Source organism: Campylobacter sp. CFSAN122748 (genome assembly GCF_045277125.1).
Classification (GTDB): Bacteria; Campylobacterota; Campylobacteria; order Campylobacterales; family Campylobacteraceae; genus Campylobacter_D; species Campylobacter_D jejuni.
In genome coordinates this window covers 912,217-935,263 of sequence record NZ_CP116953.1, presented here as the reverse complement: position 1 = coordinate 935,263, position 23,047 = coordinate 912,217, and the positions used below count along the sequence as shown (strand labels likewise).

Here is a 23,047-nt window from a genome sequence, read left to right as displayed (position 1 = left end):
TAAGGAAAAATCAAATGAAAAGAACTTATCAGCCACATGGCACTCCAAGAAAACGTACTCATGGTTTTCGTGTTCGTATGAAAACTAAAAATGGTCGCAAGGTGATCAATGCAAGACGCGCTAAAGGTAGAAAAAGACTTGCTGTGTGAAAAATTTTGATAAATTTAGCACAAACGAGGAATTTTCATCTGTATACAAAATAGGTAAAAAATGGCATTGCGAAGGTGTGATTATTTTTTATCTGAATAGTTATGAAAAAAAAATAGCAGTTGTTGCTAGTAAAAAAGTTGGAAAAGCAGTGGTTAGAAATCGTTCAAAACGAATTTTAAGAGCTTTGTTTGCTAAGTTTGAAAGATATCTTCAAGATGGCAAATATATTTTTGTAGCTAAAAATGAAATCACTGAACTTTCTTTTTCTAGGTTAGAAAAAAATCTAAAATGGGGATTGAAAAAACTAGAATGTTTCAAATGATATGCCTAAAAATACTCCGTTTTTATCAGAAATTCTTAAGCCCTTTAAAACCCGCTGCTTGTAGGTATTATCCTAGTTGTTCTGAGTATGCGCTTTGGCAGTTTCAAAAAAAGAATTTTTTTCTAGCTTTTTTTTCTACTTTTTTTAGAGTTTTAAGATGCAACCCTTTTTTTAAAGGGGGTTTTGATTATCCTAGAGTTTCTAAAAATTTTTATCCTATAAATTTATGTTTTAAGCCTATATTTTTAGCAAAAAAACAACTTTGTTTTTTATATATACCTTATAAAAATAAAAGTTTTTATCTTATAAAAATCATCTTTAAAAGGACAAATCAGTGAATAATTCAAATAATATTTTTCAGCAAAAGCGTATACTTTTAGCTGTTGTGATTTCTTTTTTATTTTTTGTTGTTTACGATTATTTTTTCATTCCAAAACAACCTTTAAAAATAGAACAAAACATTACACAACAAAATCAACAAAACACAAGCATAAATAACACTCCTAATATACAAAATACCACCACAAATACTCCAAGTGCAGCTTTAGTTTCACAAGATAGTGTGATATCTAAGGTTCAAAGCAAGCATTTTGAAGCACAAATTGACTCTTTTGGTAGAATTTCTGCTTTTTATTTAAAAGATAAAAAATACCAAAATGAGAAAGGAGAATTTATAAATCTTGTTAGCAAGGAAAATAGTCCTTATCCTTTAGAAATGCGTTTTAGTGATCCAAGTATTAACTCAGAGGCTTTTAAAATTCCTTATATTGCTAACGCTAGCAATCTTTTTGTTGATGAAAATGGAAGTCAAGTTTTAAAACTCACTCAAAATCTTTCTGGATTGAAAATCGAAAAAGATATTACTTTTTATCCAAAAGGAAATTATGAGATAGAAGTTAAACTCAGCAAGAATGCAAATTATTTTATAAGTCCAGGATATCGTCCAAATATTGCCGTAGATAGTTATACAGTTCATGGTGCTTTGGTAATGGATAATAAAGAAACCATCGAAACTTATAAAGATGGAGATGTAGAAAAGGATGAAAGTGCTAATAATGTCGTAATGACTTCGGCTTTTGATAGATACTATGCAACTTTCTTTTATAATTTTGATAAACCTTTAAATGTAGCAATCAGCAAGGATGCTAATCAAAACCCTATAGTTTTTGCTTATAGTGATAATGAATTTAAAGCAGGGGGCTATATAGGCTCTAAAGAACATGTGATTTTAAGAAGTATAGATCCACGCCTTGAAGCAGTTGTTGAATATGGTTGGTTTACTTTTATTGCTAAGCCTATGTTTGAGTTTTTGAATTTCTTGCATCAGTATATAGGAAATTGGGGTTGGGCTATCGTTGTGATGACTTTAATTGTGCGTATTATTTTATTCCCGCTAACTTATAAGTCTATGATTTCTATGAATAAACTTAAAGATCTTGCTCCTAAAATGAAAGATATTAGAGAGCGTTATAAAGGCGATCCACAAAAAATGAATATGCACATGATGGAGCTTTATAAAAAACATGGTGCAAATCCTATGAGTGGTTGTTTGCCTATACTTTTACAAATTCCTATTTTCTTTGCTATTTATCGCGTTTTGCTTAATGCTATTGAGCTAAAAGCAGCTCCTTGGGCGTTTTGGATACATGATTTATCGGTAATGGATCCTTATTTCATTTTGCCTATTTTAATGGGTGCAACGATGTTTTTACAACAACTTATTACACCTATGACTATACAAGATCCTATGCAAGCTAAGATTATGAAATTTTTACCAGTGATTTTTACTTTTTTCTTTATCACTTTCCCAGCAGGACTTACGCTTTATTGGTTTGTAAATAACCTTTGTTCTTTGGTTCAACAATGGGTTATCAATAAAATATTTGCTAAAGAACATCACAAAAAACAAGCGGAGCATGAAAAATGAAAATCGAAGCCATTGATCTTCAAAGTGCCTTAACAGAAGCTTCAAGAAGTTTAGAATGTTCTGTGATGGACTTAGAATATGAGATTATTCAGCATCCAAGAAAAGGTTTTTTTGGATTTGGAAGAAAAAAGGCAATTATAGAGGCTAAAGCAAAAAAAAGGATTTTGAAAAAAAATCCTAAAAAAGAATTTACAAGTTCAAAAAATCACAAACCAGAAACACATGAGCCAAAACAAGAAAACAAGATTGAAACAAAAAATGAAAAAAATAAAAGCCAAAAAGAAAAATATACAGTAAAAAGTGATGAAATTTTTGATAGTTTTCATCGAGAAAGCAAAGGAGTGCGTAATACTCAGGATATTTTAGATGAGATTCGCATTCAGCTTGTAAAACTTTTAGAAAGCTCCCAGTTTAAAATAGAGCTTAGTGAACTTAGAATGTATGATGAAGATTGCGTTTTGATTCGATTGGATGGGGAAGATGCTGCTTTGATGATAGGTAAAGAAGCACATCGTTACAAGGCTATTTCTTATCTTTTACATAATTGGATCAATTTAAAATATAATCTTTTAGTGCGCCTTGAGATCGCTCAATTTTTAGAAAATCAAATTCAAGGTATGCAGCTTTATTTACAAAACGTGATTGAAAAAATTAAAATTCATGGACGCGGACAAACCAAACCTTTAGATGGGGTTTTGATAAAAATCGCTTTAGAGCAGTTAAGAGCTGAATTTCCAGATAAGTATGTAGGAATTAAGCAAAATAATGATCAAAGATTTGTTGTAATAAACGACTTTTTCAAAAAAGATGAGTGATACTATAGCGGCTATTGCCACAGCTCATGGTGTGGGTTCGATTTCTATTGTAAGATTAAGCGGTGAAAGGGCTTTAGAATTTGCCTTAAAGCTTAGCCACAAAACCAAACTTACCCCACGCCATGCTACTTTTACAAAACTTTTTAATCAAAATAATGAAATTATCGATGAAGCTATAATGATATATTTTAAAGCCCCTTATAGTTTTACAGGGGAAGATATAGTAGAGTTTCAAATTCATGGAGGATTTAGTGTGAGTGAAGTTTTACTCGAAGAACTTGTGAGTTTAGGAGCAAGACTTGCTTTAGCAGGGGAATTTAGCAAAAGAGCGTGTTTAAATGGCAAAATGACTCCTTTAAAAGCTTTAAATATACAAGATCTCATACTTTCAAAATCTGCACTTGCAGCTAAAATTATAGCACGCAACATGCAAGGAAACTTAGGAGAACTTTTAGAAAAAATTCGCACAGATTTGGTTAAAACTTTAGCTTTTGTAGAAACTAGTATTGATTATGCTGATGATGATTTACCTTCTGATTTATTAGAACAAATTTCTACTATGTGTGAAGAAAATTCTAAAATTTTAAAAGAAATTTATACGCTTTCTCAAAGCAAAAAAGGACTCATAGAAGGTTTTAAAATCGCTATTGTAGGTAAGCCAAATGTAGGCAAATCTTCGCTTTTAAATGCCTTGCTTTCTTATGAAAGAGCTATTGTTTCAGATATAGCAGGCACCACTCGTGATACTATAGAAGAGAGCTTTAAATTAGGAACGCATTTATTACGCATTATAGATACAGCGGGTATTAGGGAAAGTAAAGATGTTATAGAACAAATCGGCGTAGCTTTAAGTAAAAAAAGTTTAGAAGATGCAGATATTATTTTGGCAGTCTTTGATGCTTCAAGAGTGCAAGATAAAGAAGATGAGAAAATTTTTGACTTATTAGCAAATACTGATAAAAAAATCTTTTGGATTTTAAATAAAAGTGATTTAGAAAATGTTTTCAAAAATACTCAAAATAAAAATTTTATCAAGCTTAGTGCTCAAAAAGACATCACTTTGTTAAAAGAAGAATTGCAAAATTATCTTAATTCTTTTGATAGTGAAGGTATTATGGTAAGTTCTTTAGATCTTATTAATGCTTGTAAAATTTCAAGTGAAGCGATTTTTAGAGCTAAGGGGCTTTTAGAGGAAAGTTCTTTAGAACTTTTTGCTTTTGAACTTAATTTAGCGATTAATGAACTTGCAAGATTTACCAAAGATTTTCAAAGAGATGAAATTTTAGACGAAATGTTTGGTAATTTTTGTTTAGGAAAATGAAAGGATAAAAATGGACAAAGAAACCATAAAAGCACACAAAATTAGCGATGAAGAATATGCACAAATTTTAGAAATTTTAGGACGTGAGCCAAATTTATTAGAGCTTGGGGTTATTTCTGCGATGTGGAGTGAGCATTGCTCTTATAAATCTAGTAAAAAATATCTTAATGGTTTTCCAACTAAAGCACCTTGGGTGATTCAAGGCCCAGGTGAAAATGCAGGGGTTATTGATATCGGGCAAGGTATGGCAGCAGTTTTTAAAGTAGAAAGTCACAATCACCCTAGCTTTATTGAACCTTTTGCAGGTGCGGCTACAGGAGTAGGGGGAATTTTACGTGATGTTTTTACTATGGGTGCAAGAGTGGTTGCAGGGCTAAATTCTTTAAAATTTGGCAATATTCATAATGAAAAATGCGGCAAACATCAAAAATACCTTGTTAAAGGTGTGGTAAATGGAATTTCTCATTATGGAAATTGCATGGGTGTGCCAACTATAGGTGGAGAATGTGCTTTTGATGAGTGTTTTAATGGAAATATCTTAGTTAATGCCTTTGCTTTAGGGGTTTGTAAAAGTGAAGATATCTTTTATGCTAAGGCTGAAGGTGTAGGAAATCCTGTGATTTATGTGGGTTCAAAAACAGGGCGTGATGGACTTGGTGGAGCGGTTATGGCAAGTGATAGCTTCAATGAAGAAAGCAAATCTTTGCGTCCTACAGTGCAAATTGGCGATCCTTTCAGTGAAAAACTTCTTATGGAAGCTTGTTTAGAGCTTTTTAAAACTGATTATATTGTGGGTATTCAAGATATGGGTGCTGCAGGGCTTACTTCAAGTTCTTTTGAAATGGCAGGAAGAAGTGGCAGTGGCATGAAACTTTACTTAGATAAAACTCCTATACGTGAAAGCGGTATGACTCCTTATGAGTTAATGCTTAGCGAGTCTCAAGAAAGAATGCTTATTTGTGCGAAAAAAGGCTATGAAGATAAGGTTATAGAAATTTTCAAAAAATGGGATTTAGATGCTGTGGTTATAGGTGAAGTTACCAATACAGGAAAAATGGAGCTTTTTTGGCATGATGAGCTTGTAGGGCTTATTCCTATCGAGCCTCTAAGTGAAAAAGCGCCGATTTTAAGTCGTCCTATAAGTGAGCCAAAATATTTAAGTGAAATTAAAGATTATAAATTTGAGTTAAAATTAAGCATTCAAGAGCTTTTTATACAAATGCTTCAAAATGAAAATATTAACAACAAAGCTTTTATTTATGATCAATTTGATTCAAGTGTGCAAACCAATACTATAAAAGCTGATGGAAGATTAGGTGCTAGTGCCATTCGTATCAAAGAAAATGGTGCAAGTGTGGCTATGGCTATAGAATGTAACTCACGCTTAAATTATGTAAATCCTAAAATAGGAGCAGCTTTAGCAGTAGCTTCAGCAGGAAGAAAAGTTGCTTGCACGGGGGCTAAGCCTTTGGCAATAAGTGATTGTTTAAATTATGGAAATCCGCAAAATCCTGAAGTGATGTGGCAATTTGCACAAGGTTGCGAAGGCATTAAAGAAGCTTGTAAAGAGTTAAATACCCCAGTAGTAAGCGGCAATGTTTCACTTTATAATGAAACTGAAGGCGTAAGTATTTATCCAAGTCCTACTATAGTAAGCGTAGGGGTTTTAGAAGATGCAAATAAAACCTTAAAAGCTAGTTTTGAAAAAGAAAATTTAAGTGTTTATCTTTTGGGTGAAAGTTTAGGGGAATTTGGTGGATCTATGGTAATGAAAATCCAAGATAAAAAAGTATCAGGAAGTCTTAAAGAGCTTGATTATAAAGCTGAAATTGCACTTTGGGATTTGCTTTATAAAGCCAATCAAAATTCTTTACTTGAGTGTGCCAATAGCGTAGGAATAGGGGGTATTGCTATGACTTTGGCAAAAATGTTTGCTATTTCTAGTGTAGGTGCAAATTTAACAAGTGGTTTTGATGATGAAAAAATGATTTTTGATGAGAGTGCAAGTCGTGCTATAGTAGGGCTTAGTAAAGAAAATGAAGAAGCTTTTTTAAATTTAGCTAAAGAATTTGGAGTAAAAGCTTATAAATTAGGTGTGAGTACTAGCCAAAAACATTTTAAACTTGATAGCATTGAGTTAAGCAAGGCTGAACTTGATAAGCTTTATTTTGAAAGTTTTAAAGAGCAAATCCAATGACTTTAGTTTTAATTATACTCGTTGTTTTGGTGTTTTACTGGTATTATAAAACTTGGGGAAAACAGGATTTTTTAAACTCAGCTACAAGAGGAGCCAAAGGCTTTGCTAAGGGTTTTGCTCGTGGGGTTATGGAAGAAAGAATGGATGAGTTTAAAAGGCGTATGAATTACTATGTTATCGCACTTTTGGCAAAAATTGCAAAAAGCGATGGCAGAGTAAGTGAAAATGAAGCTGAAATGATCAAAGATCTTTTAGATGCAAATGCCAAAGATGAAAAAGAAAGAGCTTTTTTAAAAGCAAGTTTTAATGAACATAAAGAAAATTTAAGCGATGCTTTTTACGTGGCAAAAGATTTTTTAAAAGAAGTACCTTTACCTAAAAATGAGCGTTTTAATGTTTTGCGTGTGCTTGTTTTTATGGCTTTAATCGATGCAGATTTTAATGCTAAAAAGCGTGAAATTTTAGAGCAAATCGCTAAAGCCTTTGATATAGCAAAAAGCGAATTAGACGCTTTTATAGCAAGTCTTTCAAATTTAAAAAGTTCTAAAAAAGAATTAAGTCTTGATGAAGCTTTTACTATTTTAGAACTTCCAAATAATGCAGATTTAAATGCGGTAAAAAAACAATACCGCAATTTAGCAAAAAAATATCATCCTGATATTTTAAATGCAAACAATGTTAGTGAAGAAGAGCTTAAAATCGGTGTAGGGAAATTTCAAAAAATCAACGAAGCTTACGAAAAAGTTAAAAAACATTTAGAAAGGTAAAAATGAGAGCATTGCTTAGTGTGAGTGATAAAGAAGGTATAGTAGAATTTGGCAAAGAGCTTGAAAATTTAGGCTTTGAGATTCTTTCAACAGGTGGGACTTTTAAGTTTTTAAAAGAAAATGGAATAAAAGTTATAGAAGTGAGTGATTTTACAAAAAGTCCTGAGCTTTTTGAAGGGCGTGTAAAGACTTTACACCCTAAGATTCATGGTGGAATTTTACACAAAAGAAGCAATGAAAATCATATCAAACAAGCAAAAGAAAATGAAATTTTAGGAATTGATCTAGTTTGTGTGAATTTATATCCTTTTAAAAAAACCACTATCATGAGTGATGATTTTGATGAAATTATAGAAAATATCGATATAGGTGGGCCTGCGATGATAAGAAGTGCAGCAAAGAACTATAAAGATGTGATGGTACTTTGCGATCCGCTTGATTATGAAAAAGTCATCGAGACTTTAAAAAAAGGTCAAATTGATGAGAATTTTCGTTTAAATTTGATGATAAAAGCTTATGAGCATACGGCAAATTATGATGCTTATATTGCAAATTATATGAATGAACGCTTTAACGGAGGTTTTGGAGCGAGTAAATTTATAGTAGGACAAAAAGTATTTGATACAAAATATGGAGAAAATCCACATCAAAAAGGGGCTTTATACGAGTTTGATGCCTTTTTTAGTGCAAATTTCAAAGCCCTTAAAGGCGAAGCAAGTTTTAATAATCTAACCGATATTAACGCAGCTTTAAATTTGGCTAGTAGTTTCGATAAAGCTCCAGCTATTGCTATAGTAAAACATGGAAATCCTTGCGGTTTTGCTATAAAAGAAAATTTAGTACAAAGCTATATACATGCTTTAAAATGCGATAGCGTTAGTGCTTATGGAGGAGTGGTTGCAATCAATGGAACTCTTGATGAGGCTTTAGCAAATAAAATCAATGAAATTTATGTAGAAGTAATCATCGCAGCCAATGTAGATGAAAAAGCTTTAGCTGTGTTTGAAGGTAAAAAACGCATTAAAATTTTCACTCAAGAAAGCTCGTTTTTAATCCGCAGTTTTGATAAATATGATTTTAAACATATTGATGGGGGTTTTGTATATCAAAACAGCGATGAAGTTGGCGAAGATGAGTTTAAAAATGCAAAGCTTATGAGTCAAAGAGAGGCAAGTAAGGAAGAATTAAAAGATCTTGAAATCGCCATGAAAATAGCAGCATTTACCAAATCAAACAATGTTGTTTATGTAAAAAATGGCGCTATGGTGGCTATAGGCATGGGTATGACAAGCAGAATCGATGCAGCAAAGGTAGCAATCGCTAAAGCTAAAGAAATGGGGCTTGATTTGCAAGGTTGCGTTTTAGCAAGTGAAGCCTTTTTTCCTTTTAGAGATAGCATAGATGAAGCAAGTAAAGTAGGAGTTAAAGCTATAGTAGAACCAGGCGGAAGTATAAGAGATGATGAAGTGGTAAAGGCGGCTGATGAGTATGGTATGGCGCTTTATTTTACAGGAGTAAGACATTTCTTACATTAAGTTTAATGGAATGTTATGTTTTTTACACATAATTCAATAAAAATTAAATAAATTATGTGTAAAATATTTCCGAAAAATTTTATTTTTAGGAAACTATGATGTTTAAAACTATAGGATTTAAGGTTTCTGCTGCAATTTTTGTGGTGTTGCTTATAAGTTTCATTGTAATGCAAGTGATTTTAAATTTGGATTTTAAAAATACTGCCAATAAAATGAGCAGGGCAAATTTAAATACCGTAAGTACTTCTGTTTTTCAAACAATGAGAATGGCTATGAATTTAGGAGATCCTGAAAAAATTAAAGAAGCCATTGAAGATGTAAAAAGTATAGAGGGTATTAGTGATATTAAAATTTATCCTTCAAAAGATACTATAGATCTTTTTGAGATGAAAGCCCCTCAAATTTCAAATGATAAGCGTATTATAGAACAATTTTCAAATCCTAAAATTCAAGCTTTGGAAGAAAATATAAATGGTGTTGTGTATTTAAGATTGATACGCCCTTTGATTGCAGATGAAAGTTGTGTTACTTGTCATGAAATGCTAATACAGGAAGTGTGATTGGGGTTATGGATATATCACATTCTTTAGAAGGTGTTTAAAAAGATATAAGCAAAACCGGTCAATCTTATATTATAATATTTACTATTGCTTTGATTTTTACCCTTTGTGGTGGTTCTTTTAATGCTTAAAGTTGTTGTTGGAAAGCCCGTTTTAGAGCTTTTAAATCATGCTAAAGAATTGGCTCAAGGAAGCGGCAATTTTAAAAGCTCGTATTTCAGTTAAAGGTCAAGATGAAATTGCTTTAGCTTGTGGATATATCAATCAATTTATCGAAAAAACTCACAAGGCAGTTAGCAGTGCAAGTCATAATTTAAAAAATGTAGAAAAACAAAGCAATCTTTTAAATTCAAATGCTATTTTTTAAGTGATATCAGTTCACAAAGTCATAAGCAAATAGATCAAAGTTTTAAACTTGGTGCAAATGTTGGCAATGAACTTAGAGAACTTGCTAGTTTGTCAAATAAGGCAAATAGTGCCAATGAAAAATCCTTTTTATTATTAGAGCAAATGCTTAAATCTTTGTTTAATGTTGCCAATAAAGTATCAATAGTATCCCAAAATGAAAATGAATTGGCTAAAAAAGTTGAAAACATGGTTAATCAAGCAGGTAATATACAAAAAGCAACTCAAATGATGGATAAGATCGCAGATAAAACAAAATTACCATCCCTAAATGCTGACATAGAAGTAGCTAGGGCTGGTGCATTTGGACTAGGTTTTTCTGTAATTGCTGAGGATGATAGGCAGTTGGCTCAGAACAGTGAAGAATTTTTGGGAAATGTAGCTCAAATTACAAAAGAGCTTTTGCAAAGTATTAATGAGGTTAACGCAGAATTAAAGAAAAATACTCAAAGTATACAAGCTTTAAATGATGACACCGCTTTATTGGTTGATGATGCTAATGAGGTTAAATTATGTAACGAAGATGCTAGGGCTTTGGTAACTCAATGTACTGAAAAAATAAAAATTTCCCAAGAGAATATATAAAATTTACTTTCTCGTATGCAAGAAAATGTTGAAGTAAGTGAAAAGAATGAAGAAATTTCTAAAATTCTACTTCAAGTTGTAGATGAGTTAAAAATAGTGTGTCATAATCTCGAAAGCGAACTTAACCAATTTTAAATTTAAAGGAATAAAATGAAAAAAACGCTTCAAATTGCTTTAGCTGCAACTTTTTTTGCAGGTTGTGCTAGTACTTCTGTTACTTCATCTACTTCTAAAGGTAATAATGAACTTGTACAAAATCAGCTTTTCAAAATAGAAAAAATTATAGTTAATGGTAAAACTTTTGATCCAAAAAACGCAGAGGAAAGTCCAAATATTAGTTTTGAAAATAATAAATTTTATGGTTATTCAGGGTGTAATCGTTTTTTTGGTTCTTACCAAACTAAGGCGGATACTTTGCAAATCGAAGGTGATCGCGTAGCTTCAACTCAAATGCTTTGTCATCCAATGGATGTAATGGATTTTGAAAATTCTTTCCTTTCAAATTTTAAAGGAATTTTTAAAATTTCAAATGAAAATGGAAAACTTGTTTTAAGTAATGATGAAATGAAGATCTTTTTTAAATAATACCCTAAAGCCTCGAAATATCGAGGTAATCTTCTTAAATTTGACAAAAGTCTAAAAAATGATACAATTATAATTTTATTATCAAAAAAGGTAGTTAAATGATAAAATCAATTCCTGAATGGAGTGAGCAAGAATGCCTCATGCTTTCTTTACCCCATGAAAAAAGCGATTGGAATCCCTATTTAGAGGAAATTTTGCAAAGTTATAAAGAATTTGTAAAAGCAGTGAGTGAATTTCAAAAAGTTTTACTTATAGCTCCTAAACAGAGTGATTTTGAAAATTTTAAAGATATAAAAAATGTAGAGTATTTTAAATGTGATACCAATGATACTTGGATACGTGATTTTGGAGCTATAGATATAATAGAAAATGGTCGTTTAAAGGCTCTTGATTTTACTTTTAATGCTTGGGGAAATAAATTTCAAAGTGAGCTTGATAATGCTGTAAATTCTAAGCTTTTTAAAGAAAAATTTAAAGAGGAACTTAAAAAGGTTGATTTTATTTTAGAAGGAGGAAGTATTGACTTTAATGGAGAGGGTGTGATGCTTACAAGCTCTCATTGTCTTTTAAATGAAAATAGAAATTCTCATCTAAACAAAACTCAAATTGATATAAAATTAAAAGAAATTTTTGGTTTAAAGCAAATTATTTGGCTAGAAAATGGTTTCATAAAAGGTGATGATACAGATCATCATATCGATACCTTAGCAAGATTTATAGATAAAAATACCATAGCACATTGTATTTGTGAAGATGAAGAGGATGAACATTATTTGCCTTTGCAAAAAATGAAAGAAGAGCTTAAAAAAACAGGCTTTGATTTAGTAGAACTTCCTATACCTAATCCTTTATACTATGAAGGAAGAAGATTGGGCGCAACTTATGCGAATTTTGTTTTTATAAATAATGCTTTAATTGTGCCTTTTTATAAGGATAAAAATGATGAAATCATAGCTAAAAGACTTTCTAAAGCTTTACCTAGTCATAAAATTATAGGAGTAGATGCAAGAGTGTTTTTACGACAAAACGGTTCTTTGCATTGTTCTTGTCAAAATCGTTTCAAAGGTTTAAGATGAGTTTGCAAAAAAAAGCAACTCTTGTAGCAAGTTTATGTGCCATTGTTTTAGCCTTGGTTAAATTTATAGTAGGCTTAACAAGTGGTTCTGTTGCAGTACTTTCAAGTGCGATTGATTCTTTAATGGATTTTGCTATTTCTGCTTTTAATTTTTTGGCTCTTAAAAAAAGCTCACAAAAGGCGAATGAAAATTATAATTTTGGTTTTTCTAAAATTGAAGCTTTAATGGGTTTGTTAGAAGGTGTTTTTATAGTTGGCGTGGGGATTTTTATTTTTTATGAGAGTATTTTAAAGATTTATTATAAAGAAGAAATTAAAGATTTAAATTCAAGCATCTATGTGATGATTTTTGCTTTAATTATGACTTTTTTTCTTGTACTTTTTTTAAATTATGTAGCTAAAAAAACCAAAAGTTTGATTATAGAAAGTGATGCTTTGCATTACAAAACAGATTGCTTAACCAATGCTTGTACTTTAGGGGCTTTGGTTTTGATTTATTTTACAAATTTACATATTATTGATGCTATTTTTGGGATAGTGATCAGTCTTTATACGGCATTTTCTGCTTTTAAAATCATTAAAAAAGCTTTAGCTTTTTTAATGGATGAGGCTTTACCTAAGGAACAAGTGGATAAAATTTGTACTTTGATTTCTAATAATCCTGAAATAATTTCCTATCATGAATTAAAGACGCGTAAAACTCCAAGTTGTAATTATTTAAGCGTGCATTTGGTTTTTTGTCCTATAATTTCGCTTTTAAATGCGCATAAAATTTCAGATGAAATAGAAGAAGGTGTGCGTAAGATGTTTGAAAATGAAAAATGGGATATACAAATTCATTTAGATCCTTATGATGATGCAGAACAAGAAAGGCAAAGACAATGAAAATCGCTTTAATACAACAAAAATTTCATTCAAATAAAGAACAAACTATAAAAAAAACTTGCGAATTTATAGAAGAAGCCTCTAAACAAGGAGCTGAGCTTGTTTGCTTAGGAGAACTTCATCAAAGTGAGTATTTTTGTCAAAGTGAAAATGTGGATTTTTTTGACTATGCTAATGATTATGAAAAAGATGTGAAATTTTGGGCAAATATAGCTAGAAAAAATCAAATAGTGCTTATTGCTTCACTATTTGAAAAACGAAGTGCCGGACTTTGTCATAATACTGCAGTGGTTTTTGAAAAAGATGGTTCTATAGCAGGCAAATATCGCAAAATGCACATACCCGATGATCCTTGTTTTTATGAAAAATTTTATTTTACTCCTGGAGATTTGGGTTTTGAACCTATAAATACAAGTTTAGGTAAGCTTGGAGTGCTTATTTGTTGGGATCAGTGGTATCCTGAAGCAGCAAGAATTATGGCTTTAAAAGGAGCTGAGATTCTTATTTATCCCACGGCAATTGGTTGGTTTGATAAGGATAAAGATGAAGAAAAACAAAGACAGCTCAATGCTTGGCTTGGCGTACAAAAAGGACATGCTATAGCTAATGGTTTATATGTAGTAGCTATCAATAGAGTAGGTTTTGAAAAAGATGTAAGCGGGATAGAAGAGGGCATTAGATTTTGGGGAAATTCTTTTGTTTTTGGCCCTCAAGGTGAAGAACTTTGTCTTTTAGATTCTCAAAACGAATGTGTAAAAATCATAGAAATAGATAAAAAAAGAAGTGAAAATGTGCGTCGTTGGTGGCCTTTTTTGCGAGATAGACGCATAGAATATTTTGCAGATTTAACTAAAAGATTTATTGATTAAATCAATAAATCTTATTTGTTTTGTATATTTTCAAGATAGCTTTTTATTTGCTCTTTTTCTTGTTCATTTAAATTTATAAAACTTATTTCTTTAAGTCTTGATAAAAGCAAATTATCTTCTAAAATTTCATTTTTTCCTATTTCTAAAGAAGTGATGACGCTAGAACTTATGAGAAGTCTTTGGGTTGTATCTTTTCTTAAGCCCCATATATTATGTATGGCAATATTATTATCTGTAATTTGTCCTGCATAAAGCATAATATGTCCAGGTAAATAAAGTAAGCTTAAATAAGCTTTTCCAAAGCGGTTTAAAAAATCTTTTTTTTGAGAATTGCTAAGAGTGCTTATATCAAAATGATTAAAAGAATTTTTTTGTGCAGCTGAATTTCTTGGTAGATAAAGTCCAAAAGCTGAAAAGATATCACGAGTTAGTAAAGAACAATCTCTTTCAAAATTATAACCGCCCCAGCCATAAGGCAAATTTAAAACTTGTGAAAGTTGATTTTTTAAATTTTTATCATTGAATTGTAAAGGAAATTTAGATACATCTTTTTTAGAAATTTTATATTTTTTAGAACCTATTTTTCCATAAAAATAGTTTTTATCTTCTTTGTAGTAAGGATAGATAGCACCAATTCTACTTTCAAAGAAAAATTTACCATCCTCGCTATAGATAGCAAATTTTTCTTTTAGTGGTGTGATAAAGTTGAGATTTTCATAGATTTTCGCTCTATCGTTTGAGAAAAATTCCAAATTTTTACTTTCAACAAATCCAAATCCAGCTTCACCTAAAACAAAAGCATAACGCTTATCTTTACTAAAATGTGAAATTAAGACAGGGGATCCAGTATTTAAAATGCCATCGCTTGCATAGTCAAAAGGAATTCCTTCATTTTCAAAAAAAGGACTTTTTAAGATAGCTCTTTGGGTTGGAAGATTTTTAATGATTGTATTTTGGATAATCAAAGCTTTTTGATTAAGTTTGCCAAATTCTTGGATATTTGCGTTATTTATAGTATTTTTAAACCATGAAAGCGGAATAATTTGTTTATTGAAAAAATAATAAGTATTTTTTGAATTTAAATATAAAGGAAAGGACCAAAAAATATTTTGTCCTTTGTAGTTTTTAAATGAATCATGCCAAGGGTTAAAGAAATATTTTTTATATCGTTTTGCATCAAAATTAATATTGTAAGTAAATTGTGGTAAAATGCTTACATTTTGTTCGTATTCAAGTTTTGCATAATGTTGATTTTCATTTTTTTGTTCTAAATTTTCATGATGAAGCGAAGTTAAATTTTTTGTTGAACAAGCTGTTAAAAATAGCACTATAAAAGTAAAATATAAACAAGATTTCATAATCAACCTTTTTAGAAAAAATAGTTATAATTAAAGCTAAGGAAATATAATGCTTGATAAACTAGAAAAAATTTTAGCTTATGATAATGTTTTTTTAAGTGGTGGCGCTGGAGTTGGTAAAAGCTTTTTGACAAATGAGCTTATCAAATCTTATAGAAAACAAAAAAAATTAGCCATAGCTCTTGGTTCTAGTGCTCTATCGGCGTTTAATATAGGCGGTGTTACTTTACACAGCTTTTTTTGTTTAGGGTATTGTGATGATATGATGAAATTAAGCGCATTGGATCGCAATCAAAAACAAAAAGAAAAATTAACAAAACTTAAAGAGCTTTTAAAAACGATTGAGCTTATTATTATCGATGAAATTTCCATGGTTAGCGCAAATGTTTTTGAAATGATAGGCTTTAGACTTAAAAATTCTCAATTTAATGGAAAAATTTTAGTTGTTGGAGATTTTTTTCAACTGCCTCCAGTAATTAAAGAAAAAAAAGAAACTTTATTTAACCATTCTTATTATGCTTTTTCTTCATTTTTTTGGCAAGATTTAAATTTTAAGAATATTAAACTTTCTCAACCTAAAAGAACGCAAAATATGGAATTTTATAACCATTTATCTTTGATTAGACAAGGTTTTTTAGATGAAAAAATTTTAAGCTTTTTTGAATCTTTGCGAATTGATTATAAAGAATTAGAAAATTTAGAAGATGATTATACTTTACTTTGTGGTATCAATAAAAAAGTAAACAATATCAATCAAGAAAAATTAAGCAAACTTGAGACCCCGCTTGTATGCTTTAAGGCTCAGGTTAAAAAAGAAGATAAGAGAATAAAAGATGAAGAGCTTGATTCTTGGATTAGAAGCTTAAATATATTGGAAGAATTAAATATTAAAATAGGCGCTCGTATTATTTTTTGCGTAAATAATTGGGATAAGAATTATTATAATGGAGAGCAAGGTATTATAGAAGATATTCTTTATGAAGAGGAGAAAATTTATATTAGCATTATTAAAAATAATGGGATGAAAATTTTACTTGAACCTTATACTTTTTTCATGGAAGAACTTGAGCAATCAGGTAAAGATTTTGTTGTTAATATTCTCGCAAGTGTTACACAGTTTCCTATTAAATTAGCTTATGCTATTACTATACACAAATCACAAGGTATGAGTATTGAAAAATTAGTGTGTGATATTGATCATATTTTTGAAAATGGACAGCTTTATGTCGCTCTTTCTCGCGCTACAAACCCAAATACTTTAAAAATTTATTCTACAAAAAAGATAAATTTTGGATTTTATTTTGCTAATATTTTAAAAATAGATTCCAATGTGATTGAATTTTATAAAAAACATAATTTTTTAGATCTCGAAATACAAGAACAAATCATTTAAAGGCATTAAATGAAAAAAATATTTTTAAGTGTTTTTTTGGTTTTGAGTTTAAATGCTCAAAATCTTGAAATAGATAAAATAAGAACAGATTTGTATTCTAAAAGTGGAGCAAATGTTCTTAAAAAAGTTGAAATTTCTTTGGAATTTGATGGGAATAATTTAAAAGAAAATGAAAATAAGTTAATTGATGCTGTAAATACGGTAATTTCAGGGTTTTTTTATGAAGATATTTTTACAGAAATTGGAAAAAATAATTTTAAAAAAACTTTAGAAAAATTTTTAGATAAGAAATATAAGATTAAACTAGATGATATATATATCATATCTTTAAGTGGAGTGGAAAAATTTGATTTAGAGGAGTTTAAACGCTTTTTAGAAAGCACTGAGGCTAAAGAGAAAGGTATGGGTAGTGAGGTAAAAAAAGCACTTGAAAACTTAGAAGTTCCTAAAACTCAAGTTCCTAGTGTTGAAAAGATCCCAGCTCCTAGTGTTCCAAATTTAGAAGCCAAACAAGTTGAACAGCTTTTCAAAGATCCAGATGAAGAAAATAAAAATAACAATGGAGAAATCAATATAGATAATTTAAATACACCTAAAATGACTCCAGATATAGAAGAAAAAATTAAAAGAGATTTAATCGCCAATCCTCCACAAATATTCAAAGAAAATAATGCAAGCAAGCCTTATCATTTGCCACAAACAGGCTATGATATAAAGCTTGATGAAAATTCAACGCAAAATTAGCGAACTATATCATAATTTTGCGGAATTTTTGCCTTGAAAATATCGGAGTTGATTTTTGGATTTTTAATTTGATTGTTTAGATTGATTATAACATCATTTTCAAATTCATCTTTATAGGATATGCTTTGAATTTGCTCTTGATTGAGTTTAATTGTATAATTTATATTATCATATTTCGCTACAAGTTTATCTTTGTCTATAAGACTTGCTTTTTTGAAAATTTCATTAAGATTTGGAATGTTATCAAGATGAGAGAAAATGACTTGTTCTAGATCGTGCTCTACTATGGTTACTTGATTTTTGTTGATATAAATCTCTTTTTTACTAGGAATATCATAACTCCAATATGCTTGATCTTTGCTCAGTATAAAATGCCCAGAATAAGAAAGTGTAGAGTTTTTGGATTTTACTATTTGGATAAAATTGCTTGAAAAGGTATTAAAATTAAGATCAAGGGCAAAAAGTTGTCCTATAAAAATAAAAAATATCAAGAATGTTTTTTTCATTTATTTTCCTTAAAAAAATATATTTTTTATGTCATTCTAGCTAATTTTAATTAAATAATCGTTATAATGATAGTTTGAAAAATTTATAAAGGTTTAAAAATGTTTTTAAATACTTTAAAAGCCGTGTTTGGCACAAAAAATGATCGTGAAGTTAAGAAATATTTCAAGCGTGTAGCACAAATCAATGCTTTAGAAGGCAACTATCAAAATTTAAGCGATGATGAATTAAAAGCCGAATTTGCAAAATTTAAAGAGCAAATTTTAAGCGGAGAAAAAAACGAAAATGATGTTTTAAATGATGTTTTTGCTATAGTCAGAGAGACAGGTAAGAGAACTTTAAATATGCGTCATTTTGATGTGCAGTTAATCGGTGGTATGGTTTTGCACGATGGAAAAATCGCAGAAATGAAAACAGGAGAAGGTAAAACTCTTGTAGCAACCTTACCTGTTGTTTTAAATGCCATGAGTGGCAAAGGCGTACATGTCGTTACAGTAAATGATTATCTAGCCAAAAGAGATGCTGAGCAAATGAGTGCGATTTATAATTTTTTAGGTTTTAGTGTTGGCGTGGTGCTTTCTTCTCAAAATAGTGATATAGAACACAAGCAAGCTTATGATTGTGATATTACTTATGGAACCAATAATGAGTTTGGTTTTGATTATTTGCGTGATAATATGAAATTTTCAAAAGCTGAAAAAGTTCAAAGAGAGCATAATTTTGTTATCGTAGATGAAGTAGATAGTATTTTAATTGATGAGGCAAGAACTCCGCTTATCATCAGTGGTCCTACAAATCGTACTTTAGATGGTTATATTAAAGCCAATGAAGTAGCTAAACAAATGCAAAAAGGTGAAGCAGTTTTACCCCCTGCAAAACCTGAGGGTGATTTTGTAGTAGATGAGAAAAATCGTAATATTTTAATTACAGAAGCAGGTATTGCTAAGGCTGAAAAACTTTTTGGCGTAGAAAATTTATACAGTCTTGATAATGCTATCTTAGCTCATCAGCTTGATCAAGCCTTAAAAGCACATAATCTTTTTGAAAAAGATGTGCATTATGTTTTAAGAAATAATGAAGTTATCATCGTTGACGAATTTACAGGGCGTTTAAGCGAAGGACGTCGTTTTAGCGAAGGATTGCATCAAGCTTTAGAAGCTAAAGAAAATGTAAAAATTCAAGAAGAAAGCCAAACTCTAGCAGATATTACTTTTCAAAATTATTTTAGAATGTACAATAAACTTGCAGGTATGACAGGAACTGCACAAACAGAAGCGACTGAATTTTCTCAAATTTATAGTTTAGATGTTATTTCTATACCGACAAATATTCCTATTAAAAGACAAGATAAAGATGATCTTATCTATAAAACTCAAAATGAAAAATTCAAAGCTGTAATTGAAGAGATTAAAAAAGCCAATGCTAAAGGTCAGCCTGTACTTGTAGGAACCGCAAGTATAGAGCGCAGTGAAGTTTTTCACAATATGCTTGTAAAAGAGAAAATCCCTCATCATGTTTTAAATGCTAAAAATCACGAGCAAGAAGCTTTGATTATCCAAGATGCAGGTAAAAAAGGTGCTGTAACTATCGCTACAAATATGGCAGGTCGTGGTGTGGATATAAAAATCGATGATGAGATTAGGGCTTTGGGTGGGCTTTATATCATCGGTACAGAAAGACATGAAAGCCGCCGTATTGATAATCAACTTCGTGGTCGTGCAGGAAGGCAGGGTGATCCTGGAATAAGTCGTTTTTATCTAAGTTTAGAAGATAATCTTTTAAGAATTTTTGGTGGGGATCGTATTAAAAGTATTATGGATCGCTTGGGCATAGAAGAGGGCGAAAGCATAGAATCAAGAATCGTTACAAGAGCGGTTGAAAATGCGCAAAAAAAAGTTGAAAGCTTGCATTTTGAAAGCAGAAAGCATTTGTTAGAATACGATGATGTAGCAAATGAACAAAGAAAAACTATTTATCGTTATCGTAATGAGCTTTTAGATGAAAACTATGATATTAGAGCTAAAATTTCTCAAAATATCGCTGAATATAGCGCAAATGTAATGAATGATTATATGCTTGACGAAAGCGGTTCTAATGTAAATTTTGAAAATTTGAAAGCAAAAATTTTGTATGAATGTTCAACTCAGATTAGTGAAAAAGATTTTGAGAATTTAAGCGTCATTGAAATGCAAGACAAGCTAAGTCAAATTCTCGAAAATTCTTATAATGAAAAGATGTTAAGACTTGAGATTAAAGAATTGCGTAATATAGAGCGTATTTTATATTTGCAAGTTTTGGATAATGCTTGGAGAGAGCATTTGTATCAAATGGATATTTTAAAAACAGGAATAGGACTTCGTGGATACAATCAAAAAGATCCTCTTGTGGAATATAAGAAAGAAAGTTATAATCTTTTCTTGGAGTTGGTCAATCGTATTAAATTTGATAGTATTAAACTACTTTTTAGCGTGCAATTTAATCAAGAAGAGGCGCAAAATTTAGAAAATAAAGCCAATGAAGAAAATGAAAAGCTACTTCAAAGCTCAGTAGAAATGGGCGCAAGCGAAGATAATCTTGGCGAAGCTGAATTTAAAAAAGTTCCACGCAATGCTCCTTGTCCTTGCGGAAGTGGAAAAAAATTTAAAGAATGCCATGGAAAAAGTGGTCCTAAGCAAGGAATTTTAGCTTGAATAAAAGCGTTTTAAAATATTTACTTTTTAAGTATTTAAGATTTGATAAAGAGCAACCCTTTATCAATCTTTCTATGCTTTTGGCCTTTTTAGGAGTTTGTGTAGGACTTTGCGTTTTGCTTGTAGCTATGGCAATTATGAATGGTTTTGATAAAGAATTTGAAAAACGCTTTTTTGTGATGAATTATCCTATTACTATTTTGCCTAAATTCTACGCTCCTGTAAATGATGAATTTATAGATGAGTTAAGAAAAACATTTCCAAATTTGTTATTTAGCCCTTATTTAAGCACTCAAGTTGTTGTAAAGGGAGATAATCGTTTTGAAGGTGGTGTGCTTTTTGGCGTTAATTTTAATGATGAAAAAAAAATAAACGAAGTGGTTGCTAAAGCTTTAAAGGATGAGAATTTAAGTGGTTTTGATATACTTGTAGGATCAGCACTTACTGATGAATTTGGTTTGCATAAAAATGACAAACTTTCACTTATTTTTTCAAATCTTAATCCTAGTGGATTTTCTTTAGTACCGCAAACTAAACGTTTTGATGTTAAAGCGCGTTTTACTTCAGGGCTTGCATTTTATGATAAGGCTTATATGTATACAGATGTTGATGCATTGAAAAAAGTACTTGGAATGCCTAAAAATCCAAATTATGATGGAATTCATGTATATAGCGATAATGCTTTTAAGGATGTTGAAAAAATTAAATCTTATTTAAAAGATGATTATGCTGTAGTAGGTTGGTGGGAACAAAATAAAAATTTCTTTTCAGCCTTAGAACTTGAAAAAAGAGCGCTTTTTATAGTGTTGATGCTTATTATTTTGGTTGCAAGTTTAAATATAGTAAGTTCTTTATTGATGATAGTAATGAATCGTCGCAGTGAAATAGCACTTTTACTTGCTCTAGGTGCAAGCAAAAATGAGGTAAAAAAGAGTTTTTTTGCCTTAGGTATGCTTATTGGCGGTGGCGGTATGATAGTGGGTGTGGTACTTGCATTTTTTGCTTTATGGCTTTTGGGAAATTTTGATATTGTAACTTTACCTGCTGATGTTTATGGAACCAGTAAATTACCACTTGATTTGTCTTTAATGGATTTTTCTTTAACCATTGTGGGTGCTTTAATAATCATAGCTTTATCATCTTTTTATCCTGCAAAAAAAGCAACTCAAATTAATATTTTAGATACTTTAAGAAATGAATAAATTGTAATTTTGGAGATTTTTATTGTCTTTGTTTACTCAAAAAAATAAGAATTTTAAACCTTTAAAACCTCTATCAAAGTCAAAAATAATCACTAATTTAATTCTTTTGATTTTATTTTTAATATTGTTTTGTTATTGTAGTTTTAGTATAAGTACTTATCATTTTGATTTTAGCGCAATTGCGACCTATAAAGAAAAATTTCTTCAAGGTTTTTTAAATACTTTAATAATCAGTTTTTTTTCTTTATTATTGAGTATAATTTTGGGTGGAGTTTTTTGTGCTTTTTCTTTAAGTTCGATTGTTTTTTTAAGATTTTTATCTACATTTTACATAGAGCTTATCAGAGGAACCCCTTTACTAGTGCAGATATTATTGATATATTATATCATTGCAAATAATTTAGGACTTGATAATCGATATGTGGCTGGAGTTATTATTTTATCATGTTTTTCTGCTGCTTACTTAGCTGAAATATTTAGAGCTGGAATTTTAAGTATTTCTATATCTCAGCTTGAGAGCGCTAGAGCTTTAGGGTTAAAAGAGATGCAGGTTTTTGCGTATGTAATTTTTCCCCAAGCTTTAAAAAATATTTTAGCACCGCTGAGTGGACAATTTGCAAATTTAATTAAAGATAGTTCCTTATTAGGCGTTATTGCTGTAAATGAATTAACCCAAAGTGCGCAAGAGATAAATTCTTATACTTTTGCTACTCTTGAAGCTTATGTAATTTTGGCTATTACATATCTTGTTTTGACCTTACCTATAAGTATATTTTCTCGTTATTTGGAGAGAAAATGCTAAAAATGATTTAAAAAAGCTTGACAAATAGAGCTAATTTTGGCATAATCACATTTTTATTTCAGAAAATGTCTCGTTAGCTCAGCCGGTAGAGCATCTCCCTTTTAAGGAGGGGGCCGTTGGTTCGAATCCAACACGGGACACCATTATAAAGGTCGCTTAGCTCAGCCGGTAGAGCGCCACCCTTACAAGGTGGATGTCATAAGTTCGAGTCTTATAGTGACCACCATTTTATAAAATCATAAATAGGTTTTATAATCTCTACTTCTTTACTTTGGATGCAGCGGTAGTTCAGCTGGTTAGAATGCCGCCCTGTCACGGCGGAGGTCGCGGGTTCGAGCCCCGTCCGCTGCGCCATC

At 30.7% G+C, this 23,047-nt stretch carries 24 protein-coding genes and 3 tRNA genes; 25 read left to right on the top strand and 2 right to left on the bottom strand.

Features of this window, described 5'->3' with window-relative positions; translation table 11 throughout:
• The first annotated feature begins 14 nt into the window (after positions 1–14).
• The 17 genes from rpmH (at position 15) to OT390_RS04875 (ending at position 13,998) form a co-directional block, all read left to right on the top strand.
• Positions 15–149 (top strand): 50S ribosomal protein L34, encoded by a 135-nt coding sequence (gene rpmH / locus OT390_RS04955; protein WP_002776864.1) that lies wholly within the window; start codon positions 15–17, stop codon positions 147–149.
• A complete protein-coding gene (gene rnpA / locus OT390_RS04950; RefSeq protein WP_002860715.1) occupies positions 146–472 on the top strand; it encodes a ribonuclease P protein component in 327 nt (108 codons plus the stop codon). The genes rpmH and rnpA overlap by 4 nt, the downstream gene beginning before the upstream one ends.
• A complete protein-coding gene (gene yidD, locus OT390_RS04945; protein ID WP_002869899.1) occupies positions 469–810 on the top strand; it encodes a membrane protein insertion efficiency factor YidD in 342 nt (113 codons plus the stop codon). The genes rnpA and yidD overlap by 4 nt, the downstream gene beginning before the upstream one ends.
• The gene (gene yidC / locus OT390_RS04940; protein ID WP_032586663.1) at positions 807–2,399 is read left to right on the top strand and encodes a membrane protein insertase YidC; all 1,593 of its coding nucleotides are present in this window, start codon (positions 807–809) and stop codon (positions 2,397–2,399) included. Before yidD ends, yidC begins: the two co-directional genes overlap by 4 nt.
• Entirely contained in the window at positions 2,396–3,214 is an 819-nt protein-coding gene (locus tag OT390_RS04935) for a Jag N-terminal domain-containing protein (protein WP_002859220.1), read from the top strand. Before yidC ends, OT390_RS04935 begins: the two co-directional genes overlap by 4 nt.
• On the top strand, positions 3,207–4,535 hold the full coding sequence (gene mnmE / locus OT390_RS04930; RefSeq protein WP_002867429.1) for a tRNA uridine-5-carboxymethylaminomethyl(34) synthesis GTPase MnmE: 1,329 nt from the start codon (positions 3,207–3,209) through the stop codon (positions 4,533–4,535). Before OT390_RS04935 ends, mnmE begins: the two co-directional genes overlap by 8 nt.
• 10 nt (positions 4,536–4,545) lie before the next feature.
• Complete coding sequence (gene purL, locus OT390_RS04925) at positions 4,546–6,732, top strand: phosphoribosylformylglycinamidine synthase subunit PurL (RefSeq protein ID WP_002885197.1); 2,187 nt, start codon at positions 4,546–4,548, stop codon at positions 6,730–6,732.
• Positions 6,729–7,499, top strand: a complete 771-nt coding sequence (locus tag OT390_RS04920) for a DnaJ domain-containing protein (protein WP_002885199.1) — start codon at positions 6,729–6,731, stop codon at positions 7,497–7,499. Before purL ends, OT390_RS04920 begins: the two co-directional genes overlap by 4 nt.
• A gap of 2 nt (positions 7,500–7,501) precedes the next feature.
• Entirely contained in the window at positions 7,502–9,034 is a 1,533-nt protein-coding gene (gene purH / locus OT390_RS04915) for a bifunctional phosphoribosylaminoimidazolecarboxamide formyltransferase/IMP cyclohydrolase (RefSeq protein ID WP_394535890.1), read from the top strand.
• Positions 9,035–9,132: 98 nt separating this feature from the next.
• Positions 9,133–9,594, top strand: a complete 462-nt coding sequence (locus OT390_RS04910) for a membrane protein (RefSeq protein ID WP_002895881.1) — start codon at positions 9,133–9,135, stop codon at positions 9,592–9,594.
• Between the two features lie 169 nt (positions 9,595–9,763).
• Positions 9,764–9,961, top strand: coding sequence for a hypothetical protein (locus tag OT390_RS04905; protein WP_032586661.1), 198 nt, complete (start codon positions 9,764–9,766; stop codon positions 9,959–9,961).
• Between the two features lie 89 nt (positions 9,962–10,050).
• Positions 10,051–10,584 (top strand): methyl-accepting chemotaxis protein, encoded by a 534-nt coding sequence (locus OT390_RS04900; RefSeq protein WP_002867433.1) that lies wholly within the window; start codon positions 10,051–10,053, stop codon positions 10,582–10,584.
• Between the two features lie 15 nt (positions 10,585–10,599).
• A complete protein-coding gene (locus tag OT390_RS04895; RefSeq protein ID WP_002886201.1) occupies positions 10,600–10,719 on the top strand; it encodes a hypothetical protein in 120 nt (39 codons plus the stop codon).
• Positions 10,720–10,734: 15 nt separating this feature from the next.
• A complete protein-coding gene (locus OT390_RS04890; protein ID WP_002860707.1) occupies positions 10,735–11,169 on the top strand; it encodes an META domain-containing protein in 435 nt (144 codons plus the stop codon).
• Positions 11,170–11,267: 98 nt separating this feature from the next.
• Entirely contained in the window at positions 11,268–12,245 is a 978-nt protein-coding gene (locus tag OT390_RS04885; RefSeq protein WP_002860706.1) for an agmatine deiminase family protein, read from the top strand.
• Complete coding sequence (locus OT390_RS04880) at positions 12,242–13,129, top strand: cation diffusion facilitator family transporter (protein ID WP_002853697.1); 888 nt, start codon at positions 12,242–12,244, stop codon at positions 13,127–13,129. Before OT390_RS04885 ends, OT390_RS04880 begins: the two co-directional genes overlap by 4 nt.
• Positions 13,126–13,998: an N-carbamoylputrescine amidohydrolase gene (locus OT390_RS04875; protein WP_394535889.1), complete on the top strand. Its 873-nt coding sequence runs from the start codon at positions 13,126–13,128 to the stop codon at positions 13,996–13,998. The genes OT390_RS04880 and OT390_RS04875 overlap by 4 nt, the downstream gene beginning before the upstream one ends.
• An 11-nt stretch (positions 13,999–14,009) precedes the next feature.
• Here the strand turns inward: OT390_RS04875 and OT390_RS04870 are convergent, their stop codons facing one another.
• Positions 14,010–15,356 (bottom strand): SH3 domain-containing protein, encoded by a 1,347-nt coding sequence (locus OT390_RS04870; RefSeq protein WP_394535888.1) that lies wholly within the window; start codon positions 15,354–15,356, stop codon positions 14,010–14,012.
• A 49-nt stretch (positions 15,357–15,405) separates the two neighbouring features.
• On the opposite strand from OT390_RS04870, the gene pif1 reads away from it, so the two are divergent.
• Both pif1 and OT390_RS04860 read left to right on the top strand, forming a co-directional pair.
• Positions 15,406–16,749 carry an ATP-dependent DNA helicase Pif1 gene (gene pif1 / locus OT390_RS04865; RefSeq protein WP_002867436.1) on the top strand — a complete coding sequence of 448 codons (1,344 nt, stop codon included), beginning with the start codon at positions 15,406–15,408 and terminating at the stop codon, positions 16,747–16,749.
• Between the two features lie 9 nt (positions 16,750–16,758).
• Positions 16,759–17,493: a hypothetical protein gene (locus OT390_RS04860; RefSeq protein WP_100624603.1), complete on the top strand. Its 735-nt coding sequence runs from the start codon at positions 16,759–16,761 to the stop codon at positions 17,491–17,493.
• On the opposite strand, the gene lolA is transcribed toward OT390_RS04860, so the two are convergent.
• Positions 17,490–17,999 (bottom strand): LolA-like outer membrane lipoprotein chaperone, encoded by a 510-nt coding sequence (lolA, locus tag OT390_RS04855; RefSeq protein ID WP_394535887.1) that lies wholly within the window; start codon positions 17,997–17,999, stop codon positions 17,490–17,492. The genes OT390_RS04860 and lolA overlap by 4 nt on opposite strands.
• A 99-nt stretch (positions 18,000–18,098) precedes the next feature.
• Here lolA and secA point away from each other — a divergent pair, with 99 nt between their 5' ends.
• From secA to OT390_RS04825, 6 genes are all read left to right on the top strand, one after another.
• Positions 18,099–20,687 (top strand): preprotein translocase subunit SecA, encoded by a 2,589-nt coding sequence (gene secA / locus OT390_RS04850; protein WP_002875435.1) that lies wholly within the window; start codon positions 18,099–18,101, stop codon positions 20,685–20,687.
• On the top strand, positions 20,684–21,889 hold the full coding sequence (locus tag OT390_RS04845) for an ABC transporter permease (RefSeq protein WP_220526035.1): 1,206 nt from the start codon (positions 20,684–20,686) through the stop codon (positions 21,887–21,889). Before secA ends, OT390_RS04845 begins: the two co-directional genes overlap by 4 nt.
• Before the next feature lie 22 nt (positions 21,890–21,911).
• Positions 21,912–22,691, top strand: a complete 780-nt coding sequence (locus OT390_RS04840) for an amino acid ABC transporter permease (RefSeq protein WP_182577129.1) — start codon at positions 21,912–21,914, stop codon at positions 22,689–22,691.
• A gap of 67 nt (positions 22,692–22,758) precedes the next feature.
• Positions 22,759–22,834, top strand: a tRNA-Lys gene (locus OT390_RS04835).
• Positions 22,835–22,841: 7 nt separating this feature from the next.
• Positions 22,842–22,917: transfer RNA gene (locus OT390_RS04830), tRNA-Val, on the top strand.
• Between the two features lie 51 nt (positions 22,918–22,968).
• Positions 22,969–23,045: transfer RNA gene (locus OT390_RS04825), tRNA-Asp, on the top strand.
• Positions 23,046–23,047 lie beyond the last annotated feature (2 nt).